The sequence below is a fragment of the Botryobacter ruber genome, assembly GCF_003347595.2.
GTDB lineage: Bacteria > Bacteroidota > Bacteroidia > Cytophagales > Hymenobacteraceae > Pontibacter > Pontibacter ruber_A.
Genome location: NZ_QCZK02000029.1, coordinates 46,746 through 64,073, shown reverse-complemented (window position 1 = coordinate 64,073; position 17,328 = coordinate 46,746). Strand labels below are relative to the sequence as shown.

8 protein-coding genes are annotated in these 17,328 nt (G+C 43.8%); all 8 read right to left on the bottom strand.

What is annotated here, in order from left to right:
• Positions 1 to 55 precede the first annotated feature (55 nt).
• Positions 56 to 1,849, bottom strand: coding sequence for a c-type cytochrome (locus tag DCW36_RS08315; protein WP_114781869.1), 1,794 nt, complete (start codon positions 1,847 to 1,849; stop codon positions 56 to 58).
• Positions 1,850 to 1,988: 139 nt separating this feature from the next.
• A complete protein-coding gene (locus DCW36_RS08310; RefSeq protein ID WP_114781868.1) occupies positions 1,989 to 3,716 on the bottom strand; it encodes a RagB/SusD family nutrient uptake outer membrane protein in 1,728 nt (575 codons plus the stop codon).
• A 15-nt stretch (positions 3,717 to 3,731) separates the two neighbouring features.
• Entirely contained in the window at positions 3,732 to 6,842 is a 3,111-nt protein-coding gene (locus DCW36_RS08305) for a SusC/RagA family TonB-linked outer membrane protein (RefSeq protein ID WP_114781867.1), read from the bottom strand.
• 738 nt (positions 6,843 to 7,580) lie between these two features.
• Positions 7,581 to 9,026: a DUF4998 domain-containing protein gene (locus DCW36_RS08300; protein ID WP_164891071.1), complete on the bottom strand. Its 1,446-nt coding sequence runs from the start codon at positions 9,024 to 9,026 to the stop codon at positions 7,581 to 7,583.
• A 121-nt stretch (positions 9,027 to 9,147) separates the two neighbouring features.
• Entirely contained in the window at positions 9,148 to 10,350 is a 1,203-nt protein-coding gene (locus DCW36_RS08295; RefSeq protein WP_114781865.1) for a DUF4998 domain-containing protein, read from the bottom strand.
• A gap of 23 nt (positions 10,351 to 10,373) precedes the next feature.
• A complete protein-coding gene (locus DCW36_RS08290; RefSeq protein WP_114781922.1) occupies positions 10,374 to 11,639 on the bottom strand; it encodes a DUF5000 domain-containing lipoprotein in 1,266 nt (421 codons plus the stop codon).
• Positions 11,640 to 11,663: 24 nt separating this feature from the next.
• Positions 11,664 to 13,604 carry a RagB/SusD family nutrient uptake outer membrane protein gene (locus tag DCW36_RS08285; protein WP_114781864.1) on the bottom strand — a complete coding sequence of 647 codons (1,941 nt, stop codon included), beginning with the start codon at positions 13,602 to 13,604 and terminating at the stop codon, positions 11,664 to 11,666.
• Positions 13,605 to 13,614: 10 nt separating this feature from the next.
• The gene (locus tag DCW36_RS08280; RefSeq protein WP_205702893.1) at positions 13,615 to 16,893 is read right to left on the bottom strand and encodes a SusC/RagA family TonB-linked outer membrane protein; all 3,279 of its coding nucleotides are present in this window, start codon (positions 16,891 to 16,893) and stop codon (positions 13,615 to 13,617) included.
• Positions 16,894 to 17,328 lie beyond the last annotated feature (435 nt).

The window sequence follows — 17,328 nt, the reverse complement described above, 5'->3', positions numbered from 1 at the left end:
ACCATAGCCACTGCTCATGCTACCATACCCACTGCAGCAGGTTTAGCAGTACAAGCTACTTTTTCCCTCTTTCTGCCTTTACTTCTGCAGCAGTAACGGCACTTGCTTTATTGCCAAAGTCGTTCCGGATATAGGTAAGCACATCAGCAATTTCCTTATCGCTCAAAAAATTAAATGGCGGCATTGCATTGCTGTACTTTTCACCGTCCACTTCCTGTTGGCTCATACCCTTCAGTATCACGTTTATCAGGCGTGGCTTAGTGCCCAGCACATAACTAGTTTTGCTAAGAGGTGGATTTAAGCTCTGCACGCCGCTGCCGTCCACCATATGGCAGGCAGCACAATACTGCATATACACCAACTTGCCCGCCTCCAGTGTTGTTTTAGAGACTGTTGGAGCAGGAGTAGTTTTGGATGCTGCCGGTTTCTTTGCCGGTTTCTTTGCCGGTTTCGCTGGCGTGGTTTTCGCTGAAGCAGGCGCAGCGGCATTACTTTTACCGGTTACCGCATTTGTAGTGGGAGCTTTACTGGCCGGAGCAGTTTTAACCGGAGTAGCGGCCTTGGCTAAATCGCCAGGATTATACGTCACTTTAAAAATGGCTCCTTTCACATCATCAGTAATATAAAGGGATCCGTCTGGTCCCTGCGCCAAACCACAGGGGCGGCGGTCGGGTTTGCCTGCAGCAGTTTTTTCCGGAGAGCCTGAAAAACCGTCTGCAAATACTTCCCACTCTCCGGAAGGCTTCCCATTCTTAAAGGGCTGGAATACGACATAATACCCGGCCTGTGGCTCCGGAGCCCTGTTCCAGGAACCATGAAAAGCAATAAAGGCTCCGTTTCTGTACTTTTCCGGAAACTGGTTTCCGGTATAGAAAAGCAATCCGTTTGGAGCCGTGTGCGCCGGGTAAGCAGCAACCGGGTCGATAAACTTATTGCTGCCTTCTTTCTTTCCATCTCCGCCATACTCCGGCGCCAGCATTTTCTTATTCCGGAATCCATCATAATAGATGTAGGGCCAGCCGGCATCATCTCCTTTGTTCAACGCATACATACATTCCGCCGGAAGTTCTGCCGATTCTTTAACGGTATATAAATCCGGGAAAATACTATGTAGCTGATCGCGGCCGTGCTGCATCACATAAAGCTGGTCTGTTTGTGCGTTCCAGTCAACAGCTACAACATTTCTTAAACCGGTGGCATACCGGATGCCATCCTGATACGTCTGGTTCAGTTTATCCGGTTTAAATTGCCATACGCCTCCCGATGTTTCCAGCAATGGACAATCTTCAATACCCGGAGAACCTTTTTTACGGTCTTCCACCTGGCAGGAGTTGGATGGAGCTCCAATCGGTATATACATATTGCCCTTGTTATCCATCATGATGGATTTGGTATTGTGGGTACCTTTGTCCACCAGACCGGTAACGATCTTTTCGGGTGCATCCGGCGAAATTACCTCATAGCTTTTGTTGAGTTTATACCGGAAAATTTCACTGTTGGAGGATGTATATAAATAATCATCCTGCAGGAAAATACCTGTTCCGCCAAAATCACCAAAGCTTGATTTTACGGTGGCTGTATTGTTGTACTGCTCCAGCAGCAGGGTTCCTTTTCCATCTTTCAGTCTCGCCAACCGAACATAGATCATGTTATTCGGGGTAACGACTAGGTGGCGTGTTCTTCCCAGATTATCAGCCAACATGGTAGCCTGGAAATTTTCAGGCAGCAGTAAGCCGGCATTGGGCTTAGGAGCATCTGTGCCCGTCTGCGCCTGCAGGGCTGGCAGCACCAGGGCAAGTCCAGCAGCTACCGTTAAAACCTTTAGGAGTAATGAATTCTTTATTTTCATAGGGTGTAGAAGTACATACTTTATTCATGACAATTTAATGCTTAAAAACGAAAGGCCATACATTCCTGAAGCAATTGCTTTAAGAATATATGGCCTTTGTTTGGTTACTAGGCTCCTGTGAGTTACCTGATCCGGTTTATCACTTTAATGGATCAAAGCTACCTCCAGCCCAGCCCTGGGTCTGCTCTAAATTACTGTTTAACTGCAGATGGCTTGAAGGAATAGCAAAAAAGTAATAATTATCCTTCCAGTTGATGTCAAATTGTGTATCCACTACTCTCTCCTGATGCTCGAAGTAATTTGAATAATTTTCATTCAGGTGGTTAATCAGGTCCTGTGAATTCATGGAGGCTCTCTTTTTATTCCATTCATCTACCGGAACTTTTAACTCAATGGTATAGCCGTGCCGCCGTGTTCCATTCAGTTCGCTTTCAAACATCCTGCGTCTGCGAAGGTCCCAGAAGCGCTTGCCTTCGAAAGCCAATTCTAGCTTACGCTCCAACATGATAGCTTCACGCATTTGACTCTTATTCATGCCCGGCTCCAAACCATAAAGGTTATTAGCACCCGGATCAATACCGGCCCGGCTTCTGATAGCTGTTAATGCCTGATAGGCCTCATCAGTCTTACCGATCTCGTTGGCTGCCTCAGCATAATTCAGCAATACCTCCGCAAAGCGAAGTTCTATCCAATCGGTGCTGCTATTGAGGGCATCGCTTGGTTTTTGGCTTTCATCGATAGCCTTTCGGGTATAAAATCCGGTTTGCGTAGGGTTGTTCTGCTCACCTCCAACATAAGTCCATTGTATTCGACCCGTTTTACCACTCAATTCCCATAGTGCCCCATTATACGCTATAGTCTGGGTTAAACGTGGATCCCTGTTCTTCCACAAGTAATCAGCATCATACTGATAAGCTGAATTGGGGTCTCCGATCGGTTTGCCATCTTTCATAGGAAAAGCATTAACCATCTCCAGAACAGGACGGTTCCCTCCCGTAGCGTTTTGGGATTCGTCCAGAGGACGCGTGGCAGCAGCCCAATTATTAGAGCTAACTGAGTTACCGGGCGCAAACTGGTATCGCCGAACAAAGATAGCTTCTTTATTCATCTCATTGAACCAGATGTTGGCAAAATTCGGGTTCAGACCAAAGCCTTGCGACTCTAGGAATTCTTTTGCGGCCTTATTGGCATCGTAGGCTGCCTGCCAGCGGCCACTTGTATTCTGACTCGGATCAAACTGCGGACTGGCATAATATAATAACACCCGTCCTTTTACTGCCATGGCCGTTCCTTTATGTACATGCCCGTCATTTCCTTTGGTTCCAACAGCAACTTCCGGCAAATAATCAATCGCATTATCCAGATCAGCGATAATCTGCTGGATACAGGCCGATGTAGAACTTCTCTTCACCAACAGATCATCTGTTAATTGCTGGGGTTCCAGAATTAGAGGTACACCTCCATAGCGCTTTACCAGCTCAAAGTAACGCCACGCCCGGAAGAAAAGCGCCTCACCTTTCAGCTTCTTTTTTTCAACATCTTTCAGACTACCCTGATCAATATTAGCCAACAAAATATTGATATTTCTGATATCGTCGTATGGCCAATAGTTAACTGAGTTTTCCGTTAATTGCCCATACATAAAACTTCCTCCTCCGTCAGATTCATCGGAATAATTAGTCCACTCCGTGCTCCACTCGGGCAAGTTTTGGGCATATATTCTATTTACATAGGCTGTAGCCAAATCAAGGTCATTCCACACTAACCCTTCATTTACAGCACCCAGGTTATTTTTATCTAATATATCTTCACAACTGCCCAACGTGCAGCCTAAGAGAACAATCGCTATAAACTTTGAAAATTTCATGATACAAACTTTTAGTTATAGAACAATATTCAATCCAATGGAATAATTTTTCATCATTGGGTATGAATTAATAGTATTTATTTCCGGATCATAGAGCTTGGTACCGCTATACAACGTAAGCAGGTTTGTTCCATTAAAGAACACTCTGGTATTCTCTATCTTGAGACCCTGGGTGAGCTTTTTCGGCAGACTGTAAGAAATAGTCAGGTTTTTCAATCGCATAAACGAGAGGTCCTGCAGCCAGAAGGTAGATTCAGGAAAACGTGTGCGGTAGCCGCCCCCCCTGTAGCCAGGATATTGACCATCCGGGTTTTCCGGCGACCAGCTATCGGCCCAGTAGGCCATAGAAGACTCTTCTGTTCTGGCTTGTATATCTCTTCCTACAGTGGAGAGCATGGCATAGCTTCCTGCCACGCCCTGGAACAGTGCATCAATGCTGAGCGACCTCCAGGATGCACCAAGGGAAAAACCAAAATTCATAGGAGGGACTCTATAATCAGCGATAAACTCCATATCATCGGAGGTAATTCTGCCATCAGGCTCATCAGAGTTTGGTCCGCGGAGATCTTTGTAATTCAGCATCCCTAACTGAGGCTGCGCCCCTAAAATCGTGTACCCGCTTGGGAGGGCATCCAGGTCATCTTGTGTTCGGATAATATCAGTGGCAACATACCCCCTGATGCCGCCAATAGGACGGCCGATTACAGACTGATAAGGTCTTGTATTCTCGCCCTGATCATATTTGATAACTTCGTTTGTGGCATAGCCAAAGTTGCCTCGCACAAAGTAGTTAACTGTATTTTTACCAGCTCCAAATTTGTTGTTATACCCTAATTCAATTTCAAATCCACGAGAATCTACTTCTTGGTAGTTTTCATCAGGCATATTTGCTCCAAAAGTACTTGGAATACTCAGTTGTCTGGATCCGAGGATATCATAGGTATTACGGTAGAAAGCATCCAGTTTCAGATTCAATTTGTTGTTCAGGAACCGGGTATCTATACCGGCATTATAGGAGAGCGATTTTTCCCAGGTAATATTTCTGTTAGCAAGAACTCCAGGTTGCAGTCCGCGGGTTGGATTATCGAAAATTGCCCCGTCCGGTATAGAGAAAGACTGCTGCCATTGAAAATCACCAACGTTGTCGTTACCCAGCATGCCTACAGATGCTCTTAGTTTCAGATCGTTGATAAAGCCTACATTGTCTCTAAAAAATGATTCTTCAGAAACTCTCCAACCGGCTGATGCAGAAGGGAAGAAGCCCCATCGCCTTTCAGGTGCAAAAATCACCGACCCATCGTAGCGGAAGGATGCTTCAAGCAGGTATTTCTGAGCATAGTTATAGCCAACTAAACCTACATAGGAAATTCGTGCTGATTGTGACTGCCTACCATCTACCTGGGAATTCACAGTACCGCCTGCTACAAATTGGTCTACGGCAGGAGATAGGAATTCGTCTCTACGGCCATTAAACCAGGTATCATCCTGTTCTGCCTGCTCGTATACCAGCAATCCATCCAGATTATGGTCACCAAAGCTTCGCTGATAATTAAGTTGCGTATTAAACTGGTAGCGCTCCATTTTGTCGTAGCGTGACTGCAGGAATTCCTGAGCTGCACGTGTTTTGGAATCTACCGGCACATCTCCCACAATATGGTTATGCTCGCCAAGCGTATTAAAAACGGTCATATCATACGGCAGGTTGAACTGCTTATTGTACCTATCACGCTTATACCCGTTTATTGATGTCTTCAATCCTAACCCCTCAACAAAAGGAACCTTATAATTTAAGGAAACAATAGCGTTCATCCCGGTCCACTCGTTCTCAATATATCCTGCCTTGCTTCTGTCGATCACTACACCCGGATGCCATTCTACCCAGTTACCCACCGGTTGCCCATTTATGTAAGGAGGCACTAGGCTAGGCCTTACTAACAAAGCCTTGTACAGGTCTTCCTGCCGCCAGTTACCTGCCTGCCAGCTAGGGCCATTGGTATTTCGTCTGTCAGCATTAAAATCGAGCGAAACTTTCAGATTCTTTGTTACAGAAACATCTATGTTCCCTCTTAAGGTAAGCTTCTTATAATCTAAGTTATCGAAAGAGCCGGTAGCGTAATTATAAGAGCCACCCATAAAATAACGCACCTTGTCGGAACCGCCTCTTACATCCAAAGTATGCTGCGTAGATATTGGATCCCGCCACATCTCGTCCACCCAATTCCAGGAGTTGTTCTTAAAATATTCCAGCTCGTCCTGCGTATAATATTTCGAATTAGACTCAGGTATATTATTATAGCGCAACTGATGGTTTATCTGAGAGGCATGCTCATAAGCATTCAGTGTTTCGGGGATTTTCGTTGGTGTCTGTACCCCTACTGTACCGCTGTAAGAAAATCTTGGAGCTCCGTCAGCTCCTCTTTTTGTGGTTACAAGTACAACGCCATTGGCTGCCCGTGAACCATATATTGCAGCAGAAGCTCCGTCTTTCAGTACTGAGATGTTTTCGACCACATTCGGACTCAACGCGTCAAAAGCAAACTTATCGCTCACAATGCCGTCAATCACATATAAAGGGTCAGCATTATTGAAAGTACCCTGGGCTCGGACACGGATTGAGGATTCCATGCCAGGTGTACCGGCACCCTGTGTTATTGTCACTCCGGATAACCTGCCTGCCAGCGCATTGGAAAGGTTATCCACCGGTACATCCTGAAACTCCTTACTATTAACAGCAGCAACAGATCCTGTTACAGTTCCACGGGCTTGTGTACGATATCCTGTAACCACCACCTCTTCGAGCTGCTTCTGGTCAGGCGTTAGGGTTACATTTATTAACGCCCGCTTACCCACCGGTACTTCCTGTGCATTATACCCAACAAAAGTGAATACAAGTACAGCATCTTCTCTGGCTGCAAGGGAATAATTTCCCTCTATATCGGTAACGGTACCGTTCCCGGTTCCTTTTACTAACACGGTCACACCGGGAAGACCATCCCCTTTATCATCTACTACTTTTCCTCTTACATCCTGTGCTAATACCATTGTAAAAGAACAGAGCATCAGAACCAGACCACAAAGTAAATGTCGTAAAACCCTTACCAGTGGATTTTGTATTCTTTCTTTCATGTAACTTAATTTTTAGTAATTAAAATAAATAAACACTATTAATTGCAAACTCTATCGGCGTGTTTTTCCCCGGAAATATCTTAATCCTGTGCAGGGGGGCAATCGGGGAAATCGGGGAGCAACTCATCAAAAACACTTAAAACAACAAACAACAATACCACTACTTATAAAAAACACTACACATACACAAAACGCTATTTACCAAACTTTAAGGAATCTTATTTCTCCCGTATCATTCTTCTGATTTTGTTCCGGGTTTTTCAATATTAGAAATTCCCCCCCCCGGAGCAGTGCGTAAAATCGTTCAAGAAAGGGGGAATAATAGTTCAAACAGGGGATACAACCCTATGGCAGGAGAAAAACAAAAATGCATTGTTTAAAAATGCTATTTTACTTACGAACAATTGTGAGGTTATTAATAACTTTTGCTTGTTTAGCGATCCGAATCAGACGAGTCATTAAGGGAGACATGTACATAAACTGAGCCTCCTCTGTGTTGAAAAGGCTCTTTATGTTACGCTAAAACCTGTAGGCAACAAAAACGAACGGGAGGTGCTTGTTCTAATGGCACCTCCCGAAAATATTTTTATCAGGAGAGATACTCATTAACTCCTGTTTTCTTTCACAGCACCTGTTACCAAGCAATATTTCTGCTGTACCAGCCACCAAAGCCACTGCACCTGATTTAAAAACAGTAGCTATTAAAAGGATTTTTTGGGTGACACAACAGTGACAGCCTTACTTTTTCCCGATTTCAAAATCAGCAAACAGCACCTTCTCGTCACGCAGGCGCTCCTGGTTACTCAGGCTCCTGTAGATCCCCCACTTCGGCCTGATAAAGGTTGCTGCTGTTCGCCAGAAGTCCATATTGCTGCTGTTGTAGGTCAATAGCACCTCTCCATCGCTTACCCTTTTCAAAACCAGTTCATAGGTTCCGTTTGAGCTGAATTTCATTTTCTCGGTTGCTTCAATCCACTCTCCTTCAAAAGGAGCCAGATTAACAATTCTAACTTTTCCCTGTGTCGTGCCGCTGGTGTTGCCGGTGTGAATAATTTCCAGCTTATTCGGATTTCCATACCGGGGCGTGATGGTAATCAGTGGAGAGCCATCGTTTGTACCATCGCCTGCTTTAATCTGGTGAATGTGCGTGAAGCCGGAAGAGGGCTGAAAACCTGCTGCAAGCTTGAACTTCCACCGGAACACCATTTCGTCATTCAGAAAAGCTTTAACGGTACTTCTCGATGGGCTGTGGGTTTTTACTTCTGTACGCTGCCTGTCGGTGGCACTGCAACGGTCGTCGTCGGGTGTAACATGGGCATAAAATGAAAACACGTATTTATTTAATTCACTGTTGTGTTCTTCAGAGATATGCTGTCCGAACTGCGGATGCCTGCAATCGGGCGTTTCCTCGGCATTGCTACCCCAGGCAGTCTTAAACTGCTCGTACACATTGCCGGCTCCACTGGCGTTTAATGTTACTAAGGTGCTGTAGTTGCTTAAATTATCTACGGGCAGCGGGTCTACTTTTATGCTTTCGTAGGCGGTATAAAAGGTATCTATAGAAGATACGGTTGGTACATATAAGGTACGGTAAGAAAACGATTCGCCTGGTGTAAAATTGGCTAAAGAAGTATTTAGAGCAGAATAAGGAATATATAAGCTTTGTTCATTTGCTTCTGAACTTAAATATTTCACTTGCAGGCCCAGGGTTCCGGCTGCTGCATTGTCCCATTCAATATAGGCCTCAGGTGTCTGCTCTCTGAATACCGCTTTTTTCAGGGGCCTGTTTGTAAGTGTATTTTGGTACTCGTTCCCGTATGCGCGTCCGTTAGTAATTACTTTAGGCGAAGCATTTCCCTTGTCGTCGTAAGCATAAACAGAAAAGGTATGGTTCTTTTCCTCCAGGTCAGGTATGACTGCTTCTAAATTAACATTTCCCGGAGTTATAGGCACTTCTATCCATTTCTGGTCATCATCCCAGTAAACCCTGCATTTTTTGATGGCAGGATTATCAGCGACTTTCCAGATCACTTTCACCCTGTTTTTCCCCGGAAATGTACTGATGGAGGATACTTTCTCTATCGAAACAGATGTTTCCTTTTCATCGATAGCATCGAGTTCTTTTTCGCCGCAACCTTGCGATAAAATGATGATGGCTGCTAGAAGTATGAAATATCGTATCATATCTGAATTAGTAGCAAAGCTCTTCTGAGATAAAAAGGCCATAAAACCCAAATTACTGTTTCAGGATTTTATGGCCTTTTAAGTAGTATGCAAAAAATTTACTTATAAGATTCTGCAGGTATTACTTATTCCAAACCTCGAATTCAGCAAGGTTTACGTTTGCACCTGAACTGTCTAATGTTTGGCTCAACTTTACATAACGAGCTGTTATTTTAGGAAACTGTATTAGCTCTTCACTTGTCGCAGCAGAAGCTTTTGCATAAGCAACCTGCCAGTTCTCGTTATCATCCGAATACAGAATTTCGTATGCTGTTACCCTATGTGGATCTTTTGAGTAAAATAAAACAATTTCATTAAACTCCTGTGGGGTCTCTAGATCTATGGATACCCAGGTATTCAGATCAGAACGATCTCCGCTTAATGGTTGCCACATGGAAGTACGATCGCCATCCACTATATTCGATGCACGGCCTGAGCTGCTATCGCTACTCTTCTCAACATTTTTTCCTAAGGCAAGGTTTTCAGGTACTGGAGGCTCTTCGTAAGGCTCTTCCGTTTCTACCTCAGTATAAGCAGTATAGAAGGTATCAATTGCAGCAGGAGCAGGCAAATACCCTGTTCTGAACCTGAACGTAGTACCCGCTTTAAAATTGGGAATGGTATCTGATTCCACAAAAAGGTGGGGTTTTCTGGAGTCTTTCGGATCAGGAACCTTTGTGATATGCATCGTTTTTTGCGCACCCGAAATATCCGTATACTCTACATCCATAATCACTGCCTGCTGCGATACACCAAACCAGCTAAGGGCTACTTTCTTTGTTTTAGGAAAATACTCGGCTCTGTTTAATGGTCTGTTCGATATAGAACTTTGGTAGGTATTGCCATAAACTTCTCCTATAGCCTCTGTTCTGATAGAAGAATTTTTATCCTTATCGAAAGTATAAACTTCGAAAGTATAAACGCCCTCTCTCAGCCTGTCAATTACAATGTCCATTGCCTGAGTTCCGGCGGTTCTGTCAATGTCTATTATAAGAGAGTCCCTACCGGGGTTACGCTGACCTTCAATAGGAGTGTCACCTTCTGCCAGAGCCGGATTGTTCCAGTAAATTTTGGCTTTATTGATTTTTGTATCAGATACCAAAAGCCAGCTGAGCTTATTTCTGTGGTTACCGGCATAGGACGTCAATGCTTCAGGCTTCCCTACATAAACAACCTCATCCCTATTGAGGAATTCCTCGTGGGCAGGGTCTAATTCGCAGGAAGCCAGAAGGCCTCCTGCGAAAAAAAGAATAAAACTACTTTTTAAATATTGGCTAATCTTCATAATAAGTTCCTTTTTAGTTGACGTTATTGTTTTTGGCCCCAGAATCTTAATTCTGAAATATGAAGGTGACCAGTAGCGCCTCCTACAGCAGACCAGCTGTCAATATGCTTCCAGGCAATGTACCGTACAGCAGGCACATCGAGCGGAAACTCGTATTCATGCCCTGAACGTGCTATTTCCACATCATCAGTACTTAGTTGTCCTAAAGGCAGACCTGAAGGCTTCACCATAATCTGGTGGTCCAGTCTTACCCAACTTGTAGGGTCGTCTGGTGTATTAGTGCCCCATAATTCCCATTCATGCGGGTTGCCATGATTATAGAAGTAAGTACTGTTATTGTCGTGCATACGCTGCCATACCTTATAGCGGCTTAAACGAATAGGCTGCTTCATATCAAATGCAAACCAGGCTGGCTGCGGATTTCTTTCATTAGAGTGGAAGCCATTATTTCCGATATTCCCGTCAAACATTCTGTCAAAGGGCCATGAGCCAAGGTTACCAGGCTCCGCTACCGGTGTGCCACCAATAGGAAGTGGTGAAACCTGAGGAACTGGATGTTTACCTCTCTCATAAGAGAATTTTGTACCGTCAATTTCTTCCTCGTATATCGGGGTCATCACCTGTTCAAGTGTATCTGAATAATTTCCCCATTTATCTCTTACAAAGAAGCCGAACTTAGTCTCCACTGCTTCAAGACCACGTACAGAAAAACGGCCATCAGGCAAACCCGTATAATGAGCATCTACCTCGGTCCATTCATTAAGCGCCGTATCCCATCTTAGTACCTGGATAACAACATCATTAACCTTTTCAACTGTTGAAGCGGGATTCAGAAAATCTACGACCATACCACCAAAAGACTCCCTGATGTCTAGTGATGACAACACAGTTTTATGTGGTGGAGTTAAAGGAGTAACAGTAACAGATATGGGCGAAGAGGCTTTCTCCGCACGGCTTACAGCATACAGTTTCACCTCTCGTGGATTGGTATCGCCTAATCCTTCCACATAAAGAAAGTTTCTGAAATAAGAAGCCTTTGATTCTACGGTTTTACCGTTCCTCTCATAGACAGCCTTCACATAAAGCAGGCTGGGATCATTAGGCAAAGCATAGGTGATCTTGGCTCCACCGGAAGTATTTTCCACAATCGGTTCTGAGATTGGGCCAGGGGCTTTGCCAAGTGTGGTAGTACCATCTTTATCAAGAGGTTCCATGAATTCCTCCTCACATCCATAAAAGGTTATGGACGCAAGCAAGAAGAGTGACAAAATAAACTTTATATTTTTCATCTGTGTCAAATTAAATTTTTACAACTACCATCCCGGGTTTTGTACCAGGTTCGTATTCTTCTGCATTTCTTCAAGCTTTATCGGCCACAAATACTGATTCATGGTAAAGCGCTGGTTATAAAGCAGCACAGGCCTGTAGAAAGCAGTAGCATTCTCCTGAAGAATATCCCAACCTCTAACAGGCTGGTTTAAGGCCTGATGCGCTTTTTTCCATCTTCTCAGGTCCCAGGCTCTGTGTCCTTCAAACATAAGTTCAATAGCACGCTCCTGCTGAATTATTTCTCTTAAGTTTTCTTTGGATTTGTAATAACCCGGCTGTATGGAATACTGGTCCCAGGCCTCCTCAACTGATGGCACACCGGCTCGTTCGCGCACACGGTTTATCCATTCGGTTGTTTCTGTGCTATAGCCATTTACCTCATTCAAGGCTTCGGAATACATCAGGTACAAATCTGCCAGCCTAAATTCCGGCCATGGATAAGTTTGTATGTTACTGGTTATGTTACCATCATTAGCAGCAGCAAAGGTTTCGATGTTTACCAGCTTTTTAATGTAATAACTGGTGGCAGAGAAATTACTGATACCCTGCCTTGCAGAGATTTCTCCTTTTCGGCCCTGCACATAAAGCAGCGGTTTTGTAACATCATAATTGTTTTGCCAATTGCCATACCAGATGCCCCTGTCAAACCCAATACTGGCGTAAAAGCGTTCCTCCCTGTTGAAGTGAAGCTTTACAGTCTCTTCGCCTAACTTCACATGGTATTTATTTTCATCTTCGGAAGTTTTAAGTGCATAACGCTCGTTAAATTCCCAGGTCTTGTCGTGGGTAATTGGCAAACCTTTGTCGGTATAGAACATTTCTGCCATTTTCAGGGTTGGCCCCAGTATACCTTTTGGCCCCGAACCGCTGGTTGCATTAGGCCCGATGATAGGCATAGACCAACGCTGCATGTTCACATCAGCACGACTGATGGTATTCGCCCAGATGACTTCCGGATTATTTTCTCTGGTAGTTAACGCTGTCCGGAAATCGAGCTGTGTTTTAATCGTGTCATTAAGCACATAGCTATTGGCTCCCGGGAAAGTATGTAACCTGTAGCCTTGTGCATGGCAATAATCGATGGCTTCCTTGCAGGCTGCCGCAGCATCTTCCCATTTTTTCTGTTGATAAACAGGATTAAAAAGCTGCACTCCCCGGTTATCTTTTAAATTGCCATACTCCGGATTGCCATTAAATAAAGGACTTGCGGCTGTTACCAACACCTTTGCTTTTAGAGCCAACACAATAGGTCTTGTAATTCTTCCGTATTCAGAAGTTTCTGTACCTGCTAAAGACTCCGGCAAACTTTCGCTTGCATATATCTCGTCCAGTAGTTCCACGATGTATTTCACCACTTCATCTACCGGCTCCCGGTAGACTTTTACCTCTTCCGGGCTTGCCGAAATGGGCAGGTTTTCCCTGATTATCGGAATTGGACCATACATCCGCATTAAATAGAAATGATAATAGGCTTTCAGGAATTTAACTTCCGCTTTCCATCTCTCTCTTTCCCAGGGTTGCAGTTCTTTCTCGTCTACTTTGCCTATGTTTTCCAGAAAAATATTGCAGTCGCGGAGCCCCTGGAACAGAGGTCTGCCCTGCCTTTCACCACTCCAGTAGTTGCCGAATGGGTTCGACACGTTCTGTAGCCCCTGTGCGATACTGTAGATATCAGTGTTCACATCCATTGGGGGAGTAGCATGCCACACCTCATCTGCTGCATGAAATGCAGGATTCGTATTGAAGTGCCCGTGACGGGGCATGTAAGAGTAACAGGTAAATAAATACCTTTCAGCAGAAGCCCTTAAATTAAAGGCATTATCGATAGTGGGTACGTTATCCGGGATAACATCCAGGTATTTATCACAAGAGGATGTTACACCTAAAAACGCAAGTACCAGTGTAATTTTAGTAATTCTTTTCATAAAATTTCTTTTAAAATCCTACCATCAAACCGAGGTTTAATACCCTTTGTACAGGATACCCTAAGCCATTACCGGCCATCTCTACATCCCATAACTTAAATTTGCTAAAGGTGAGCAGGTTGGTGGCAGTGCCGTAAATTCTTAAGTTGGTCATTTTGAATTTATCTGTAATCCTTTTAGGGAAGGTATAACCAGCCTCTACTTGTTTTAAGCGCAGGAATGAGCCGTCGCGCATAAACCAGGTGCTACGCTGGGCATTGTTCGTTCCTGCCATCGGGTTTGCGCTCAGGCGTGGCCAAAGGGCATATAAATCTCTGTTCTCCTCAGACCAATGGTTGTCTGCATACGCCTGCAGTAGTTGATTCTGAAGTCTGACATTTGAATTTCCCACCGGATCTACAAAGGGGGCAGTGGCTACAGGATCTATCCAGAAGGATGATCTGGCTGAACCTTGCATGAAGAAATTAATGTCGAAGTTTTTGTAAGATATAGCAGGACCGAATCCGTAAACAATCTCAGGCCGGGTGGGGAAACCAATTGGCACCTGGTCCAGTGATGTTATTACTCCGTCACCGTTAATATCTTTGAATTTGATGTCACCTCCCAAGGTAGGTTGATTACCAAAAGCTTGTGTTGGAGAGCTTCTTACTTCTTCATCATCCACAAATAAACGTTCGGCTATATAACCCCACTGCTGTGATGTAGAATGCCCTACCTTATATAGCCATGGTTCATTGTAAGCAGGTTCTTCGTAATGCTTGAATATGTTTCGGGCAAAGGTAAAGTTACCGCGCATGGAAATGACAATATCATTACCGATAGCTTCATTGTAGTTTAGCTGCAATTCATAAGATCTTGATCTGGCTTTTCCCACATTGGCTTTAGGGATACTTTGCAAGCCCAGTGTCTGCGGGATTGATGATCTGGTCATCAGGATATTAGATCGCTCTTCATGAAAGTACTCTGCAATAATGTCCAGTTTATTCCACAGACCTATTTCCAGACCGATAGTAGAGTTTGCAGCTGTTTCCCATGTTACCAAAGGATTAGCATATCGGTTTACAGAAATACCATTTCTGGAATAACCACCGAAAGTACCGAATGTTGCTCCGTACGAGCTGTTGTCCATGTTAACTTCAGACAGATAGAAGAACCTTTCGTCTGCAGTACCGATAGCATCGTTTCCTACCAGGCCGTAGTTACCTCTTATTTTCAGGTTGTGAACTGTGTAACGGAGTGGCTCAAAGAACTTCTCATTGGAAATCTGCCATGCTACCCCTGCAGAAGGAAAGAAGCCAAAGCGCTCTGCTTTATTAAAACGCTCTGAACCATTGTACCCGAAGTTGAATTCGGCAAAATAACGGTTATCATATCCATATGTAAACCTTCCGGATATACCAAAGTTACGAGCCGGCAAAGATGCCTGCAGCGTTTTTGCATTAGGAGTGAGCCTGGAGTTCATGAGCAACACGGTGGTACCGCCAAGCGAGTGTTTCTCATTGATGGTGCGGCTATAATTTAAAGCAGACTGAAAATGAAACACTGCGTCAACATTCTTACTGCCATTGCCCTCATCATATTCCAGATAATCCGTTCCTCCGCCTTGGTTCGGTGGTCCTTCATTAATTAACCTTAATCGATAAGTATTATTCACTTTATCATAACTGCCGGCACTGTAGAGGAATGGAACGAATGAACGGACTAAGTCAAAATTTGATTTACGATTCACGTTAGTCATCGCGTTTAGCTTAAGACCTGGAGTTATAAATGCCAGATCCTGATCTAACTCAATTTGTGCCACCATCAATGATCTTGATTCTTCTTTGTATCCCTTCACCATATCAGCATAAGGATTCAGGAATTTGCCATCGCTTGAATTACCAAACATGATGTGCTTGGAGGTTCCACCTGATTCTTCATTATAATCATAATATGGTCTAAACAATACAGGGCTTGTTCGCATTATTTTATTGTATATACCTGTACCGCCATCGATTGGCCCGGTATAATCATCAAAGTTTCCATTTAAGCGTACGCCTAGCCTAGTTCCTTTTGCTACATTTATCTGCACATTGGATCGCAGGTTGTAGTTCTTAAGGTCGATGTTATTGTTGAAGTTATTACGGTTATCAACTTTAAGATTACCATTGTCTTTATTCAGCGCACCGGCTACATAATAGGTTGCAATTTTCCCCCCTCCACTCATGTTAAAGTTAAAGCGCTGGTTCATTACCTGTTGCCTTAACAGTTCATTTTGCCAGTCTACAGCAGGGAATGCAACCGGATTAATACCAGATTTGGTATTATCAATTTTGCTTTGCGTATAGGGAGGAGCCTCATAAGGATTCCGCGTAGTCCAAGCTTGGTTATGCAGCTCCATATAAGTGATAGGATCGGCCAATTCTACTTGGCGGGTAGGAGTAGATAAGGAGTTCTCGAAGCGCAGGTTAATTTTCGGCTTGCCTTCTTTACCCTGTTTGGTCGTGATCAGAATTACACCATTTGCACCCCGTGCACCATAAAGCGCATTGGCAGAAGCATCTTTCAGAATAGAAAAGCTTTCGATATCATCCGGCGTTAAACGGGCAAGATCGGTGGTGGTATACTCCATGTTATCGATCAGGATCAGCGGATCCATTTTGTAACCGAAAGTAGTTGCCCCACGAATGAAGAATTCGGCATTATCGCGACCTGGCTCACCACTACGCTGGTAGGCAATAACACCTGCCAACCGACCTGCAAGGGCAGTCGTTAAGTTACTCGAAGGCACCTTCAGTTCTGTGGGCCTAATGGTTGTGATAGAGCTAACTACAGATTCTTTCTTCTGAACACCAAACGCCACTACTACCGCTTCGTCGAGCACTTTGGCTGAAGTAGTAAGGACTATTGGTGCTAATACAGTTTTACCTCCTGTACGAATTTCCATTTGCTCATACCCCACACTTTTCACCACCAACACAACATCCCCTTCGGGTACTTCCAGCACAAATTTACCATCCATGTCGGTGGCAGTACCAACGCTTGGATTGCTTTTAAGAAATACTGCTGCACCAGGTATAGGCCCGGTTTCATCACTAATGGTTCCTCTTACCTGCTTTTTGGTTTGGTTCTGAGCGGGTTTAATTTTGAAAATATCTTCTTCCGGCCTGCTATTACCGCCATTTCGGTATGCCGCATTTGAGGAGATATCCATCTTGTGCGTATTATCATAGGAAAGAGCATTCCCATGATAAAGCATACTGGCACAAAACAGGACCCCCCACTTACTTTTTAGTAATGAAGTTATCATAAGTTATTATAAATTAAGAATAAAAGGTTAGAAGCTTTTTTAGACAGCCCATTAAGTGATTTATGAGCAAAAACTTATGTTAGTTCGTTTTACATAAAGAGTCAGGAGGGTCATGCACCTGAAGGGAAATATGGGTAAGAAATTGTGAATGAAATGGTATAATTTTCTTCATGCTTTAGAAATTTATTTTTTAATACTATTCATTACTCAGTCATATTTAATCCACGAATTTTTCTTTTTTTTCAGAATCAACAATATTAGGCTTTCAGCATGTCAGCGCGCCTGTTACCAAGCCATTTTTCATCTCTATGCTAACTCAGAAGCTTTCTTTAGCTCCTGAATTATTTGTGTCAAAAAGCATTGTGCTCTATGAGAATGTTTAGAATGAACTTAGCTCTTCTTAACAGGATATTTTCAGAATCTTGTACTAAGAAG

What these genes read in the sequence shown, in the direction of transcription:
- DCW36_RS08315 (WP_114781869.1), bottom strand. Translation starts at nt 1,849, where the DNA reads ATGAAAATAAAGAATTCATTACTCCTAAAGGTTTTAACGGTAGCTGCT.
- DCW36_RS08310 (WP_114781868.1), bottom strand. Translation starts at nt 3,716, where the DNA reads ATGAAATTTTCAAAGTTTATAGCGATTGTTCTCTTAGGCTGCACGTTG.
- DCW36_RS08305 (WP_114781867.1), bottom strand. Translation starts at nt 6,842, where the DNA reads ATGAAAGAAAGAATACAAAATCCACTGGTAAGGGTTTTACGACATTTA.
- DCW36_RS08300 (WP_164891071.1), bottom strand. Translation starts at nt 9,026, where the DNA reads ATGATACGATATTTCATACTTCTAGCAGCCATCATCATTTTATCGCAA.
- DCW36_RS08295 (WP_114781865.1), bottom strand. Translation starts at nt 10,350, where the DNA reads ATGAAGATTAGCCAATATTTAAAAAGTAGTTTTATTCTTTTTTTCGCA.
- DCW36_RS08290 (WP_114781922.1), bottom strand. Translation starts at nt 11,639, where the DNA reads ATGAAAAATATAAAGTTTATTTTGTCACTCTTCTTGCTTGCGTCCATA.
- DCW36_RS08285 (WP_114781864.1), bottom strand. Translation starts at nt 13,604, where the DNA reads ATGAAAAGAATTACTAAAATTACACTGGTACTTGCGTTTTTAGGTGTA.
- DCW36_RS08280 (WP_205702893.1), bottom strand. Translation starts at nt 16,893, where the DNA reads ATGATAACTTCATTACTAAAAAGTAAGTGGGGGGTCCTGTTTTGTGCC.